The organism is Qipengyuania sp. ABI-127-1 (genome assembly GCA_022953095.1).
GTDB lineage: Bacteria > Pseudomonadota > Alphaproteobacteria > Sphingomonadales > Sphingomonadaceae > Qipengyuania.
In genome coordinates, this window is sequence record JALJCR010000001.1 from 1,158,044 (window position 1) to 1,172,189 (window position 14,146).

General features: G+C 64.3%; 13 protein-coding genes. 5 read left to right on the forward strand and 8 right to left on the reverse strand.

All coding sequences use genetic code 11. From position 1 onward, the window contains the following. Positions 1–3: 3 nt before the first annotated feature. Positions 4–369, forward strand: coding sequence for a MerR family transcriptional regulator (locus MUY37_RS05685; protein WP_499194410.1), 366 nt, complete (start codon positions 4–6; stop codon positions 367–369). A gap of 24 nt (positions 370–393) precedes the next feature. Here the strand turns inward: MUY37_RS05685 and MUY37_RS05690 are convergent, their stop codons facing one another. The 5 genes from MUY37_RS05690 to MUY37_RS05710 all read right to left on the reverse strand — a co-directional run bounded on the left by MUY37_RS05690 (position 394) and on the right by MUY37_RS05710 (position 7,285). Continuing rightward, positions 394–1,602, reverse strand: a complete 1,209-nt coding sequence (locus MUY37_RS05690; RefSeq protein ID WP_499194411.1) for a GGDEF domain-containing protein — start codon at positions 1,600–1,602, stop codon at positions 394–396. 133 nt (positions 1,603–1,735) lie between these two features. Further along, on the reverse strand, positions 1,736–5,158 hold the full coding sequence (smc, locus tag MUY37_RS05695; RefSeq protein ID WP_499194412.1) for a chromosome segregation protein SMC: 3,423 nt from the start codon (positions 5,156–5,158) through the stop codon (positions 1,736–1,738). 27 nt (positions 5,159–5,185) lie between these two features. Next, positions 5,186–5,926: a thioredoxin domain-containing protein gene (locus MUY37_RS05700; protein WP_499194413.1), complete on the reverse strand. Its 741-nt coding sequence runs from the start codon at positions 5,924–5,926 to the stop codon at positions 5,186–5,188. A 109-nt stretch (positions 5,927–6,035) separates the two neighbouring features. Further along, on the reverse strand, positions 6,036–6,743 hold the full coding sequence (locus MUY37_RS05705) for a thioredoxin domain-containing protein (RefSeq protein WP_499194414.1): 708 nt from the start codon (positions 6,741–6,743) through the stop codon (positions 6,036–6,038). Next, the gene (locus MUY37_RS05710; RefSeq protein ID WP_499194415.1) at positions 6,740–7,285 is read right to left on the reverse strand and encodes a DUF721 domain-containing protein; all 546 of its coding nucleotides are present in this window, start codon (positions 7,283–7,285) and stop codon (positions 6,740–6,742) included. Before MUY37_RS05710 ends, MUY37_RS05705 begins: the two co-directional genes overlap by 4 nt. A 14-nt stretch (positions 7,286–7,299) precedes the next feature. Here MUY37_RS05710 and mutY point away from each other — a divergent pair, with 14 nt between their 5' ends. Beyond that, on the forward strand, positions 7,300–8,319 hold the full coding sequence (gene mutY / locus MUY37_RS05715; protein WP_499194416.1) for an A/G-specific adenine glycosylase: 1,020 nt from the start codon (positions 7,300–7,302) through the stop codon (positions 8,317–8,319). 78 nt (positions 8,320–8,397) lie between these two features. Here the strand turns inward: mutY and MUY37_RS05720 are convergent, their stop codons facing one another. Beyond that, positions 8,398–8,619, reverse strand: a complete 222-nt coding sequence (locus tag MUY37_RS05720) for a hypothetical protein (protein ID WP_417322952.1) — start codon at positions 8,617–8,619, stop codon at positions 8,398–8,400. Between the two features lie 110 nt (positions 8,620–8,729). On the opposite strand from MUY37_RS05720, the gene MUY37_RS05725 reads away from it, so the two are divergent. Genes MUY37_RS05725 through MUY37_RS05735 form a run of 3 tightly spaced genes read left to right on the forward strand, consistent with a single transcriptional unit; the run spans position 8,730 to position 11,581 of the window. After that, on the forward strand, positions 8,730–10,040 hold the full coding sequence (locus MUY37_RS05725; RefSeq protein ID WP_499194417.1) for a serine hydrolase domain-containing protein: 1,311 nt from the start codon (positions 8,730–8,732) through the stop codon (positions 10,038–10,040). A gap of 3 nt (positions 10,041–10,043) precedes the next feature. Beyond that, the gene (gene nudC / locus MUY37_RS05730; RefSeq protein WP_499194418.1) at positions 10,044–10,901 is read left to right on the forward strand and encodes an NAD(+) diphosphatase; all 858 of its coding nucleotides are present in this window, start codon (positions 10,044–10,046) and stop codon (positions 10,899–10,901) included. Further along, complete coding sequence (locus MUY37_RS05735; RefSeq protein WP_499194419.1) at positions 10,898–11,581, forward strand: DsbA family oxidoreductase; 684 nt, start codon at positions 10,898–10,900, stop codon at positions 11,579–11,581. Before nudC ends, MUY37_RS05735 begins: the two co-directional genes overlap by 4 nt. 91 nt (positions 11,582–11,672) lie before the next feature. Here the strand turns inward: MUY37_RS05735 and MUY37_RS05740 are convergent, their stop codons facing one another. Next, complete coding sequence (locus tag MUY37_RS05740) at positions 11,673–13,475, reverse strand: methyl-accepting chemotaxis protein (RefSeq protein WP_499194420.1); 1,803 nt, start codon at positions 13,473–13,475, stop codon at positions 11,673–11,675. A 174-nt stretch (positions 13,476–13,649) separates the two neighbouring features. Next, positions 13,650–14,039 carry a DUF1489 family protein gene (locus MUY37_RS05745; RefSeq protein ID WP_499194421.1) on the reverse strand — a complete coding sequence of 130 codons (390 nt, stop codon included), beginning with the start codon at positions 14,037–14,039 and terminating at the stop codon, positions 13,650–13,652. Positions 14,040–14,146 lie beyond the last annotated feature (107 nt).

A 14,146-nucleotide genomic window follows, 5' to 3' on the forward strand; every position in this document is an offset into this window, starting at 1 on the left:
CTGATGGCGACATTCGACGACGGCAAGGACGAAGGCGCACTGCGCACCATCGGTGAAGTCGCCAAGGCAACCGGCATCAAAGCGCATGTGCTGCGGTATTGGGAACAGCAATTCCCGATGCTCAAGCCGCTGACCCGCAGCGGCGGACGGCGGTATTACCGGCCCGACGACATCGAACTGGTCGAACGGATCGATGCGCTCGTCAACAAGCAGGGCTACACGCTGAAAGGGGCCAGGGCCGCATTGCGCGGTGCACCCGATCCGCAGGCCATGGCGCAGAAAGCGTCGGCACCGGCACCGACCCAGGGAACCACCGTGGAAAAACTCAAATCGATCAGAGACGAGTTGCAGGCCGCGCTGGCAACCTGAACGGCCAGATAGCTTTCCTGCCGCTCAAGCCCGATTGGCTAGCGCCAGTTCATCTGTGGAATCGGCATATTCGGTGCGGTTTCGGCCCAGGGCCTTTGCGCGATACAGGGCCGTATCGGCCTGATGCAGTGCATCGTCGAGCTTGGCATCGCCATCGGCTATGAACACACCAAGCGATGCCGTGGTGACCAGGCCCGAGACGTTCAGCTTTGCGGCGATTTCCGCGATGGTTTCGTGCAGCGCTTCGATCGTACGACGATTCTCGGCAATCGAGCGGAAGGGCATTATGATAGCGAATTCCTCGCCGCCCAGCCGTGCGGCGATATGGTCGGGACCGACCTGCGAATTCAGCACCCCGACTATCGCCTGTCCGACGCTTTCGAGCACCCGGTCGCCCGTGGCATGACCGAACCGGTCATTGATGGACTTGAAGTGATCGATGTCGATCATGATCACAAGCCGCTGCGGCCAACCCACCCGTTCCGCATAAGTGAAAAAGGCACGCCGGTTGAACAGTCCGGTCAGGCTGTCGTGATCGGCCATGTGCATGGCGCGTTCCAGCGATACGCGCAGGCTTTCGCCCAGGCGCCGATTTTCGACCAGAAGCTTGGCAGAGCGTTCGTGCCCGATGGTCGACGCATATGAGTAGGCGATGAAAATCAGGAAAAGGATCGTCATCCCGGCCATGAGGGCCAAACCGTCGGCGGCGCCCGTCAGATACAGACCGAGGCCAAACGCACCCAGAAAGCCGCTGGAAAAACTGAGCGCGAGCCCGCGCATCGGCGACAGCATCGTCACGACGATGCTCATCCCTATAAGGGTGCCGCCGCCGACGAGCAGCCGGGCAGGGTGCAGCGTCGGGAAGGCGAGGATCGGCAGCATTGTCGATCCCCAGGCCATTCCGCCGACGAAGAGCGACGCAGCCAGCCAATTGAATGCACGCGCAATGCCGCGTTCTTCGCGCAAGGCCGAGCGCATATTTGCAAAGCCGGCGCGCGTACCGGCCATCGCAAGCAGACGGAAGGCGAGGGGGAGAATGAAATAGGAAGCATTGGGCAGAAAGAAAGCTGCCCCGGCGGTAACGAACCAGCAGGAAAGATTGGCGATGACCGAGCGTTCTTCGGTATCGACCAGCCCCTTGAGAATTGCGCGCCGTATCTCTCGTTCGCGAGGGATACGTTGGTTTTTCGCGAAACCCTGCGCGGCTCGCTTGGGCAACAATCGTGCAGTCATACCCTCGCCCCCCATTTCCGAAATGGTTGAGGAATGTTTAGCCCCCACCATTTGTAGTCGCGCTAATTCGCAACTAAGTGAAACCGCCTAGGCCTTCTCCCAAGGGCTTAAGCCTTGAGAGCGGGGGCTGGCGTCATTCCGCTGCCAGCAATTCCTCCGCTCCGCCAAGGTCGACGCTGACGAGGCGGCTGACGCCCTTTTCGATCATCGTCACGCCGAACAGGCGGTGCATGCGGCTCATCGTGACGGCATTGTGGGTGACGATCAGATAGCGCGTTTGCGTTTCGCGCGTCATCGCATCGAGCAGGTCGCAAAAGCGGTCGATATTGGCATCGTCCAGCGGCGCATCGACCTCGTCGAGCACGCAGATCGGCGCGGGGTTGGTCAGGAACAGCGCGAAGATCAGCGCCGTTGCGGTCAGCGCCTGTTCGCCGCCCGACAGCAAGGTGAGCGATTGTAGCTTCTTGCCCGGCGGCTGGGCGAAGATTTCGAGCCCGGCTTCCAGCGGATCGTCGCTGTCGATCAGCGCCAGATGCGCCTCGCCGCCTTCGAACAGGCGGGTGAAGAGCCGTTTGAAGTGGGTGTTGACCTGCTCGAACGCGGCGCGCAAACGCTCGCGGCCCTCGCGGTTGAGATTGCCGATCGATCCGCGCAACCGGCTCACCGCCTCGCGCAGTTCCTCCTGTTCGGCCGCGTTGGAGCCATGCTCGCTCTCGATCCGCTCCAATTCCTCGGCTGCGACCAGATTGACCGGCCCGATCCGCTCGCGGCTGGCGGTCAGGCGGTCCATTTCTTCCCCCTCGGCCTCGGCGGAACCGAGCGTCTCCTCGTCGAATTCGAACCGGGCGGGCAGCAGCGGGGGCGGGCACTGGAAGCGCTCGCCCGAAGTCCGCGCCATTTCGATCCGGCGGCCATCCTGATTCTCTGCCCGTTCCGTCAGGCCAGCCCGGCTTTCGCGCGCCTCGGCCAGCCTCTCATTGGCGGCGGCAAAGGCATGGTCGGCCTGCTGCGCGGCGGCATTGGCCTCGCCGACGGCTTTCTCGGCTTCGGCAAGGTCGCGCGTCAGGCGCTCGCGCACTTGGTCGCCTTGTTCGATCTCGCGCATCAGGCCTTCGGGCTTGGCGGCGGTGATCGCGCGCTCCTGCGCAATTTCTTCCGCGCGGATTTCCATCTCCGACAGGCGCCGCGCCGCATCGCCGCTGCGCGCCTGCCAGTTGGCCATGTCGCTGCGCTGGGCCGAAGCCCGTTCGCGCGCGACCGCCAGCGCCTGGTCGTGGCTGGCAAGTTCGGCCGCGCGCGCTTGCAGAGTCGAGCGGGCGGCTTCGTTCTTCGCCCGGGCCGCTTCCAGCGTAGCGCGTCCGGCCTCGGGATCGGGCAGGGCGTCGCGCTTTGTTTCGGCAGAGGACAGATCGGATTTGGCGGCAGCTATAACCTCGCCCTGCTCGACCTCGCTGCAATCGAGTTCCGCGAGCCGCGCGGCGAGCCGTTCGCGCGCTGCCTCCGCCTGATCGAGCGTGCGCAGCGCCTGCCTTTCCGCATCGGCGGCACCGGCCAGCTCACGATCGGCGGTAACGAGATCGCGTTGAAGCTGCCCCAGCTCCTCGCCCACAGTATCGAGCGATTGCCGGGCAGCCTCGGCAGCCTCGCGGAGCGCGGGGAGGCGGCGGTCGAGTTCGGTGAAGCGGTTTTCCGCTTCCAGTCGCGCGGCTTCCGCCGAGCCTTCACCACGCACCACGAGACCATCCCACCGGCGCAAATGGCCGTCCAGGCTGACCAGCGCATGGCCGGGGGACAGCACGCGCCCGTCATCGGCCTCGGCGACATGCACCAATGCCAGCAGGGCGCGCAGCTCGTCGGGACAGGTGTCGACATGAGCGGATAGGCTGTCGGTCGCGGCTGCGGGCGCGTCCGCCCCGGTCCAATAGCGCCCTTCCGCCTGATCGTCGGGCGGGCCGAGCAGTGCCTTCCCATCGCGCCCCAGTGCCGCCGCCACCGCACGTTCGTACCCTTTTGCCGCACGTACCCCGTCGATCGCCTGTTGGCGTCCCTTGCGCTTCGAGGCAGCCCGCTCGCGCGCCTCGCGGTCGCGCTTGAGCGCCTCCCATTCTCGCTGGACGCCCGAAAGCTCTGCCTTCGCTTCGGCGAGCGCGGAGGAGGCCGTATCGCGTGTCGCCTGGAGCTTGGCCTTGCGCGCCTGCATTTCCTCGACCTTTCTACGCAGGTCTTCCATCGCCGCCGCAGCGTGTTCGGCCGCTGCCTTCGCCGTATCGACACCGGCATCTGGATCTTCGCCCATCAGCGCCGCGCGCTGTTCGGCCATCCGGCGTACCTCGGATTCCACGCGATCGAGCCGCGCCTTCGCTTGGGCGATTTCGGCTTCGGCGACACGCCATTCGGCTTCCACCCCGGCATTATCGGCAGTGGCCTTGGCCAGCGCGAGTTCGGCGGCGCGGCTATCGCGTTCGGCCTGCTCGCGTGCACCTTCGAGCGCAGGGCGCCTTTCCTCATCTCCGGCCAGCGCCTTTTCGCTTTCCGCCAGTTCGCGTTCGAGCCGCGCCAGCGCCTCGGCAGCATCCTTGGTCAGCCGGTCGGCATCGCCCCGATCGGCTTCGAGCCGCGCTTTCTGGCGGTCGAGATCGGCGAGGCGCTGCTCGGCGGCTTCGAGTTGACTGGTGAGCGCCGCCATCCGGTGTCCGTGGGCGCTGGCATCGTCGCGGCGGTCGGCCTGTTCCTCGCGCGCTTCGGCCAGCGCTTCGGCAGCCGAGCGCTGGGCTTTCTGAGCCTCTTCGGCCGCCCCTTGCGCTTCGGCAACGCGAGCCTCTGCTTGGCCCGCCGCCTTTTTGGCCTCCTCGGCAGCCGCGGCGGCATCGCGCCAGCGAGCGAAGACCAGCCGCGCCTCGGCGGTCTTAATCTGGTCGGAGAGCTTCCTGTAGCGCTCGGCCTGTTTTGCCTGCCGCCGCAGCGAGGCGATCTGGCTGTCGAGCCCGGCCATGATGTCTTCGAGCCGTTCGAGATTGGTCTCGGTCTGCCGCAGCTTGCTCTCGGCGTCGCGGCGGCGGACATGCAGACCGGCAATCCCGGCAGCCTCTTCCAGCATCTGGCGGCGCTCGGTAGGCTTGGCGGCGATGACCTGCGCGATTTTGCCCTGGCTGACGAGCGCCGGGCTATGCGCCCCGGTGGCGGCATCGGCGAAGATCAGCGCCACGTCCTTGGCGCGGACATCGCGTCCATTGAGGCGATAGGCGCTGCCGGCCCCGCGTTCGATCCGGCGGACGACCTCCATTTCGTCCCCGCGGTCGTCCTCGCCCTGCAGCACGACTTCGGCGAAATCGCGTCGCGGGCGGCTTTGCGTACCGGCGAAGATGACGTCTTCCATCCCGCCTGAGCGCATCGATTTGGGCGAGTTTTCGCCCATGACCCAGCGGATCGCTTCGAGCAGGTTGGATTTGCCGCATCCATTGGGGCCGACCACACCTGTCAGCCCCGGTTCGATGAACAAGGTGGCGGGTTCTACGAAGCTCTTGAAGCCACTCAATCTGAGCTTCGAGATCTTCATCGGTGTCCGTTCCCGCCGGCCGGCGCCCTACCTGGCGCCGGCGCGCTGGAGGATGGGCTCCAGTGCTGCCCAGGTATTGGCATCGGCATGGTTGCCGTTGATCAGGAAGGTCGGCGTGCCCTGGATGTCGAGTTCATCGGATTGCTTGGTCGAGTTATCGGCGATTTTGGAATAGGCGTCTGTATCTGCAAGGCATTGGCGCGCCTGGTCCTCGCTCAGTCCACGGGCGGCGAAGAAATCGTAGAATCCCCCGACCTCCGCCAGCCGGACCAAACGCTCTTCGGGAGGTAGGTTGAGCGATTGTTCGACTGCAGCCTGGTTTTCGAAGATGGGAGTAAGTACCTGTTGCTGGTTGGCAAAGACCTGATCCGATAGCGGAATGAAGGCTTCGTCCGCTGCACAGCGCACCATTGTGGCCAGGGCAAGATCGTGGGGGCCGTGGATCTGGTTGCGCAATTCGAAGCTGACCCGGCCGGAATTCACGTATTCGGATACCAGCGGCTCCATCCCTTCCTCCGCGAAGCGCGCGCAGGTCGGGCAGGTTAGCGAAGCATATTCGACCAGCTTGATCGGTGCGTCGGGATTGCCGATCATGTAACCGTCCATGTCGGTAACGGTCACCATGTCGCGCCATTCGGTTCCCTCGGGTGCCGGAATGGCGGCGATTGCTTCGCCGGCGATCTCGCCTGTTTCGTCAGCGCCTGAACCGCAGGAGGCAAGCGCGAGGGCGATCGGTGCGGCGAGAACGAAACGCAGGGTCTTGGTCATCGGAATCCTCATATATGGACTGGGAGGCTAGGTCAGGGGGCACGACGAAGGGAAGGCGCACCACTGCCTATCCACAGGCCTTTCCCCCGAAAAACCGGTTCGTCCGGCTTCAGAACACGTCGGCGAGATGTTTTTCGAGGCTGAGCCAGTCATGCGTGCCTTCGAGCAGTTCGCCATCGAGGACGAAGCTGGGAGTGCCGGTGAGGCCGTATTTTTCGACATCGGCGGCGGACGTATCGGCCATCGCGCGGGCTTTCGCTTCGTCCGACAGGCAACGATCGAGCTCGGCACGGCCGTAGCCGCGCGTTTCCATGATATCGTAGAAATCGAGATCGCTGGCGATCGCCTGTAGCCGCGCGGGAAGCGAGCCGAATTGCCAGCGCGAGCGCTGCGCCTGGGTAGCCTTGGCGGCTTTTCCCATCCATTCGTCGAAGCGATACATGATCGCCTCGTGATTACCGCCGAACTTGCTGGCATCGCCGCAATGGGTCAGCAGGGCCGCGGACAGATCCACCGGATCGCGGATCAGGTGGCGGATTTCGTAGCTGATGCGACCGCTCGGGACGTAGGCCACTTTGATGGCGCCTTCGCCATTGCGCGCGAAAGTGGCGCAGTGCGAACAGGTATAGCTCATGAATTCGATCAGCTTACGGTCCGCATCCGGATTGCCGAACGTATGCCCGCCATCGGTTTCGGCCAGCATGCTGCCCCAATTGCCGCCCGGAAGGATCGGCCGTTCCTGCGCGCTTGCGCTCAGAGCGAGCGTTCCGACCCCTAGCAGGGCGAGGCCCTTCAGCACCATGCTTTTGATTTTCACGTGTTCTCGTTCCCGTCTTCTTGCGATCCGAGACTGCGGGCCAGCGATTCCAGCACTGTCCTCAATTCGGGATCCCCAATATCGCGCAGGCTGTCGCCCAATTCCATCGGAATCGGTTTGAGCGATGGCGGCGCCTTCGGCCTGTCCCTGTCAGGCGGTGGCTTAACCTGGCCTTGCCGCAGCTTGATGCGGGCAATGGCGCGGTAGCCGAAAAACCGGTTCACCCGGTCGATGATTTCGGGGATTACCTGCTGCACCAGCGGCGCATGCGCAGGCTTGACCACCAGATGCATGATGCCTTCAGATTTCTCCCCCGGGGGGAAGCGAATCATTTCGGGTGTGCAGACCTTCGCATGGGTCTCACCGACGATTTCCGGCCAGCGGCTCACCACGGAGCTTTGGACGAAGCCGAAGCGGCGGAACGCGCTGCGCCCGATCTGCGGCATCAGATCGCTGATCGGTTTGGCCCCGCCGCCGCGCGGGCGCTGGTACTTCTTAGATCCGGATCTGGTCTTGTCGCTTCCCATCGTGGGAACGCTCATGCCATAGGCGGGCCGTGACTGCCACCGTCTCCGATAGGCTACTCGACTGGTACGATGCGCATGCGCGCGATTTGCCGTGGCGCGCGCGGCCCGGAGCGCCGCCACCCGATCCGTATCGCGTATGGTTGTCGGAAATCATGCTGCAACAGACGACAGTTGCGGCGGTGAAACCCTATTTCGAAGCCTTCATCTCGCGCTGGCCCACGGTCGAAGCGCTTGCCGCAGCTCCGCAGGAGGACATCATGGCGGCATGGGCGGGGCTGGGATATTATTCGCGCGCGCGCAATCTGGTGAAATGCGCGGGAGAGGTGGCGCAGCGCGGCGGATTTCCCGCGACCGAGGGGGAATTGCGCGAGCTGCCCGGGCTGGGTGCCTATACCGCCGCCGCCGTGGCTGCGATTGCTTTCGGTGAGCGCGCGGTGGTCGTCGATGCCAATGTCGAGCGGGTAGTCGCGCGGCTATTCGCTATCGAAGACCCGCTACCGGCTGCGCGCAAGGCGATCCGCACGGCAGCCGCTGAGATTACGCCGGAGAAGCGGGCGGGCGATTTCGCGCAGGCGATGATGGATCTGGGCTCGGGAATCTGCACGACGCGCGATCCCAAATGCCTGCTCTGCCCGCTGAGCGCAGACTGTCGGGCTCGCGCGGCGGGCGATCCGGCGCGGTTCCCGGTCAAGGCACCGAAAAAGGCCAAGCCCGTGCGGCAGGGGCACGCCTATTGGATCGAGCGGGAGAATGCTGTGTGGCTCGTCCGGCGCGAGGGCAAGGGGATGCTCGGCGGGATGCGCGCGCTGCCCGATGATGGCTGGAGCGCACGCGGCGATGGGGTGGGCGAGCCGCCGCTGGATGGGGACTGGGAAGGCGCGGGAATGGTGCGGCACACCTTCACCCATTTCGCGCTCGAACTGTCGGTGCAGGTACAGCGTGAAGCGACACAGCCCAGCGGCGAGGGCGAATGGTGGCCTCTCGACACGCTTAACGAAGCGGGCCTGCCGACACTCTTCGCCAAGGCCGCCCGGCTGGTAACGTCATGATTCCCCGCGCAGGCGGGATCTTCAGACAGCGATGCGCTCGACCGCCTGAGAATCCCCCCTTTCGCGGGAGATCGATCGTCAGATAATCCCACCGCCCAGCGTCAGCCGCACGGCGGCGATCAGCAGCACGATCAGACAGAAATTGCGCCCGGTATTGCTCGACGAAAGCTGGCCCAGCACCACGCCGATCGCGATCAGCGGCAGTGCGAGCCAGTTGGCCCAGCCGAGAAGGGGGATGGTCGCCGGAATGACGACGACGAGCGAGACGATCCCGAACAGGATGGAGAGCAGATTGAGCATGTGTCCTATATGGTTAGGACACTGGCCGATTGCAACAGTTTCGATTGGCAATTGACGCTCTGCCATCGCTCCCGCACAAACCCGCCGTTTTGAAATCCGGAGAGACACGAATGGCCTATCGCACCTTCGATACCCCGCAGATGTCCCGCCGCGCGCTGCTGCGCGGGGGTGCGGGATTCACTGCCGGGGCAATATTGGCAGGCTCGCCAATGGGGCGCATGGCTTTGGCCCGTGACTATGGGGCGAACTGGCGCAACGTTACCGCCATGGTCGACACCTATGTCTCCGAACGCAAGGTTGCCAACATGATCGCCGCGCTGGGTTGGGGGCGTCAGGACCCGCTCTATATCGCGCGCGGCACGCTGGCTCTGGGCGGGCCGAGCAAGGTGGATGCCGATAGCCTCTATCGTATCTATTCGATGACCAAGCCGGTCACCGGCATGGCCGCGATGATGCTGATCGACGAGGGCCGCCTCGGGCTCGATCAGCCTATCGCCGAGTTGCTGCCCGCCTACGCGAACATGCAGGTGCAGCGGACCTATGACGGGTCGCTGACCGATCTGGTCCCGGCCGAACGCCCGATCACCGTGCGCCAACTGCTTACGCATACTGCGGGGCTGGGCTACAATATCGTGCAGAAGGGGCCGATCAGTGCCGCCTACACCGAACAGGGTCTGATCCCGGGGCAGGTTAGCCGTCTGCCAATTCCTGGTCTTGGCCGGGGTAAGGCAGTCACCGGGCTCGACACTTTCGCCGATCGCCTCGCCAAACTGCCGCTGGTGCTGCAGCCTGGCACCAAATGGAGTTATTCGGTCGGTCTGGATCTGCTCGGTAGGGTGATCGAGATAGCCAGTGGCATGGCCTTCGACGAATTCCTGCGCACGCAGATCTTCGAACCGGCGGGCATGACCAGTACGTTCTTCACCGTTCCAGAAAGCGATGTCGGGCGCTTCACCACCAATTACGGGATCATGAACAACACGCCGCTGCCGATGGATCCGGCCAGGGCCTCGATCTATCTCGACGAGCCGCCGTTCCCCTTCGGCGGGGCGGGGCTGGTTTCGTCCGCCCGCGATTACGATCGCTTTCTCACCATGCTGCTCGGCTACGGCATGATCGACGGCAAGCGCGTGATGGGCGAACTTGCCGTGCGGGTGGGCACGTCGAACTTGCTGCCCGCCACCGCGACGACCGAGGGTACCTGGGTCGAAGGGCAGGGCTTCGGCGCGGGCGGCCGCGTGACCGATGGCGCTTATGGCTGGGGCGGGGCGGCGGGCACCGTCGCCTTCGTCAATTTCAAGGCCGGCCTGCGCGCGACCCTGATGACGCAATACATGCCGTCCGAAGCCTATCCGATCCATACTGGCTTTCCCGCAGCGGTAGGCAAGGATCTGGCCGCGATGCAAGCCGCGAAGGCATAAGATATGCTCGCATTTAGCGGCTCGCGCCTCGACCGCGCCGATCACGTCCGTGCCGATCCCCAACGGCTGGCGGGTTACATGAACTGGAAAGCGCGGGTGCTCGCGCTTGATGGGCTGATGCCTGCGATCGGCGACGGTGGCGGGCTGGTCTGGGGTACGCTGGCCGATGCGCCGGAGGATGCCGAACTGTGCTTTCTGGGGCTCGATGAGGGCAAGGCCTGTTTCGCTGCCGTACCGCCCAATGGCGATGCCAGCCCGCGCATGGCCAACCCGCAGCTCTGGTCGCTGATGGCGACGTTGCGACCCGATGATCTGGCGATCTACGGCGGCGCGCGCAGCCTGACCGACTGGCATGCGCGGCACCGTTTCTGTGCGGCCTGCGGGGGCGCCACGAAGCTCGCCAAGGGTGGCTGGCAGCGCGACTGTACCGCTTGCGGCGCGAGCCATTTCCCGCGCACCGATCCGGTCACTATCATGCTGGTCGAATATGACGGCAAGTTGATGCTCGGTCGCGGTCTCGGATGGCCGGAAGGAAGTTTTTCCGCGCTTGCCGGTTTCGTCGAGCCAGGCGAGAGTATTGAAGAAGCGGTCAATCGCGAGGTGCTGGAAGAGGCGGGCATCACGGTGCGCGATGTCTCCTACATCGCCAGTCAGCCCTGGCCGTTTCCAAGCCAATTGATGATCGGCTGCCACAGCCATGCCAACAGTGACGAGTTGACCATCGACGAGACCGAAATGGCCGAGATCAACTTCTATACGCGCGCAGAGGTGGAAGCCGCGCTGGCCGGTAACGGTCCGTTCCGCTGCCCGCCGCGCCATGCTATCGCGCATCACCTGATGCAATGGTGGGTGAAGAGATGAGCGAGCCGAGAACCTTGCGGATCGATATCTGGTCCGATGTCATGTGCCCCTGGTGCCTGGTCGGCTGGGGCTCCCTGCAGAAGGGGCTCGAACTGCTCGATGGCGAGATCGAGGCGGACATTCGCTGGCATGCCTTCGAACTCAATCCGGACATGCCGGCCGAGGGCGAGGAAAGCACCGCACATATCGCGCGAAAATACGGTTCCACCCCCGAACAGTCCAAGGCGGTGCAGGGCCGCATGCGCGAAGCTGCCCAAAATGCCGGTGTTTCGCTCGATTACGCTGGCCCCGATCCCGAACCGCAGCGCTGGATGTGGAACACCTTCGACGCGCACAAGCTGCTGACCTGGGCGGGCGAGGAGCATGGGGCGGCCAAGCAGACCGAGCTGAAGCTTGCGCTATTCCAGGCGCATTTCAACGAGCGCCGCAAAATTGCGGATCACGACGTGCTGCTCGACGTGGCGGAGGCTGTCGGTTTCGACCGCGCGGGTGCCCAAGCCGCGCTCGCCAGCGAGGAACTCGCGCATAAGGTTCGCGCCGAAGAGCGCGCCGCCTGGGATCTCAACATCACCGGCGTGCCCGCAATGGTGGTCGAAAACAAGTTCATGATCCCCGGCGCGCAGCCACCCGAGGCCTATGCCGACGCGCTGCGGCGCGTGGCGGAGAAGACTGCCGCCTAAGAAAAGGCTTGCCAGGTCGGGCGCGATAGCATTGCCCCTTTGCCTTCACTGGCTTGGCAATCCGGGACGCTCCTGGATGATCGCCGCGTGATCAGGCTGCGCGAACCGAACTCACGAACTCGTGTGCGCGGCCTTCTAGATCGCGGGCCGTGTGGTCGAGTGTCGCTGCGGATGCGAGCACCTTGTCGGCTGCCGCACCGGTGCTGCGGGCCGTTTGACCGATCTGCGCAATTCCGCCGCCGATATTCTCGACCCCATTGGCTGCGCGATCGAGATTGCGGGCCAGTTCGCGGCTCGACAGAGACTGTTCGTCGACTGCTTGCGCAATGGCGGTCGCAGTCGTCTCCACTTCGCGGATGCGCTCGCCGATCCGGGCGAGGGCTTCGACGCTTTCACGTGTCATTACCTGCATCCCGACGATGCGCGAGGCGACATTACCGGTCGCTTCGCGAGTCTGGCGGGCGAGTTCCTTCACCTCCGAAGCGACCACGGCAAAGCCGCGTCCCGCCTCGCCACCGCGCGCGGCCTCGATCGAGGCGTTGAGTGCCAGCAGATTGGTGCGGTCGGCGATCGCGCCGATTAGATCGACGACTTCGCCGATTTCCTCGGCGACCCCGGCCAGTTCGGACATCTTTGTATCGGCGGTCTCCGTCGACTGGCGCGCATCCTGGACCATATTGGCGGAGATGCCCGCCTGACGGCCGATTTCGGCAATCGACATCGCGAACTGGTCGCTTGCCGAAGCGGCGGCCGTAACGCCGCCCTGGGTTTCGGACATGTCGCGCGAAACCTGCTCTACCACGCCGATGGTCTGTGTCGCCGCTCCCGCCATCTCGCTCGAAGTCGATTGCAGCTCGCGCGAGGCTTGCGTTACGCCGCTCGCGACTTCGCCCACGCCTCCCTCGAAATTATCCACCAGGCGGCGTAAAACTGCATTTTGGTCCTCGCGGGCCTTGCGTTGCAGATCGGCCAGCGCATCGGCACTTTCGCGGAAAACCACCAATGCACGCGCCATTTCGCCGATCTCGTCATGCCGTTCGGTCGCCGGGATCGCTATGGATCGGTCGCCGCCCGCCAGGCGGGTCATGGCCCCGGTGATTTCGGCCAGCGAACCGGAAACCTGGCGTGACAGGCCCCGTGCGCCGAAATGGACCAGGGCAACGCAACCCGCGATGAGCGCAAGGGCAACGATCATGGTCCAGGTCTTGACTATGGCGAGCGATTGCTGAGCAGTATCGGACTGCACCGCCAGCGCGGCTTCGATTTCTGCGGCCTGCCGCGCGAGCTGACCGCCACTGATGTCGATCGCATTCGCCAGCGCGTTGCCGGTGATGGAGGGTCCGTGGACGGTGATCGAAGCTTGCAGGGCATGCAGCTCCGGTTCGAAGCCCTCGACCTGCGTCACCAACCATTCCATCCGCGCGCGCGATTCGCTGTCGCCGCCGTCGAGTGCGATGGTGGCATCGATCTCGTCGCGTGCCTGGGCCAGCGTAGCGAAAGCGGAGGCGATCGTTGCGCGATCACCATCTGCAGCATAGCGCGAAGCGAAATAGCGGCTTTCGGCGATCGATGTTGCGAGTTGCGAAGCGGCCATGGCGCGCGATGCATTGACCGCCGCCTGATCGGATCGATCGGCGAGCACCGCCTGCGCCCCGCCGAGGATCGCGCCGAGCAGGACGAGGATAACAGTGAAGGAAAAGGCGAAGACGCGTACCTTGCCCGAAATGCTGGAGCGCACGAGCCCATAGCGTTCCAGGAGACTGTTGCTGTACGACGAGCCCGCCCCGGTCCGAGCAGGCTTTTTTACGGCAGGCTTCGCTTTTGCCGGTTCTGGAGGAGTGTTCGGATTGGCTTCCCAAACGAATGCATCGGCAAATTGGGGCTGGACGGTCATCGGAGGGACGCTGCGCTGTTGACGATGCCTCCCGCTTACGGAGCAGACCTTGCCAAGGCGTAAACCGTTCCGCAGAAAAGCATTCAAAAGCAGTGGCTTATTTTAGAAATCTCACTGCAACACTTCTGTCACAATGTATAGAAAACATGCGCTTGTGCACTGCAGCACACGGATTCAGATCAGCCCTAGCCGCTCCAGCTTTCCGGCCAACTTGCCCGGCAGCGCGTCACCGATGTCTTCGCCCTCGGCCAGATCACGCGGGGGATCGCCCTTCAAGTAGCGCCAGCCCTGGTGCGCGCGCTTGGGGCGCGGGTGGACGCGGATAAGCTCGGGCTTGAGGTCGATCGACCACCGCCCATCCTTCGTTTCCGAAAAGCCGAGGATCTCGCTGCGCGCGACGATGCTGTGCTGGTGAATCCAGTAGAGCGAACCGCCGATGCACTGTTCCCACTTGGTCGGGCGATAGCGCGTCGTGAGGTTCGGGCTGCGCCGCTGCGCATACCAGCTTTCGATATCGCCATAGCTTTGCGCGCCGAAGGCGATCTTGGTCAGGTTGAGCGGCATGGGAGTGAGATAGGGCTCTGGGCAGGCATTGGAACCCCTGACGTTACCCAGGCAGCAGGACAACTCCACATCGTCGCCCCGGACTTGATCCGGGGCTGGTGCTACTG

Excerpts from the sequence above, each read along its gene's own strand:
- MUY37_RS05690 (WP_499194411.1), bottom strand. The coding sequence starts at position 1,602 with ATGACTGCACGATTGTTGCCCAAGCGAGCCGCGCAGGGTTTCGCGAAA.
- MUY37_RS05720 (WP_417322952.1), bottom strand. The coding sequence starts at position 8,619 with ATGCTCAATCTGCTCTCCATCCTGTTCGGGATCGTCTCGCTCGTCGTC.
- MUY37_RS05725 (WP_499194417.1), top strand. The coding sequence starts at position 8,730 with ATGGCCTATCGCACCTTCGATACCCCGCAGATGTCCCGCCGCGCGCTG.
- MUY37_RS05740 (WP_499194420.1), bottom strand. The coding sequence starts at position 13,475 with ATGACCGTCCAGCCCCAATTTGCCGATGCATTCGTTTGGGAAGCCAAT.
- MUY37_RS05735 (WP_499194419.1), top strand. The coding sequence starts at position 10,898 with ATGAGCGAGCCGAGAACCTTGCGGATCGATATCTGGTCCGATGTCATG.
- MUY37_RS05745 (WP_499194421.1), bottom strand. The coding sequence starts at position 14,039 with ATGCCGCTCAACCTGACCAAGATCGCCTTCGGCGCGCAAAGCTATGGC.
- MUY37_RS05685 (WP_499194410.1), top strand. The coding sequence starts at position 4 with ATGGCGACATTCGACGACGGCAAGGACGAAGGCGCACTGCGCACCATC.
- nudC (WP_499194418.1), top strand. The coding sequence starts at position 10,044 with ATGCTCGCATTTAGCGGCTCGCGCCTCGACCGCGCCGATCACGTCCGT.
- MUY37_RS05700 (WP_499194413.1), bottom strand. The coding sequence starts at position 5,926 with ATGACCAAGACCCTGCGTTTCGTTCTCGCCGCACCGATCGCCCTCGCG.
- MUY37_RS05710 (WP_499194415.1), bottom strand. The coding sequence starts at position 7,285 with ATGAGCGTTCCCACGATGGGAAGCGACAAGACCAGATCCGGATCTAAG.
- smc (WP_499194412.1), bottom strand. The coding sequence starts at position 5,158 with ATGAAGATCTCGAAGCTCAGATTGAGTGGCTTCAAGAGCTTCGTAGAA.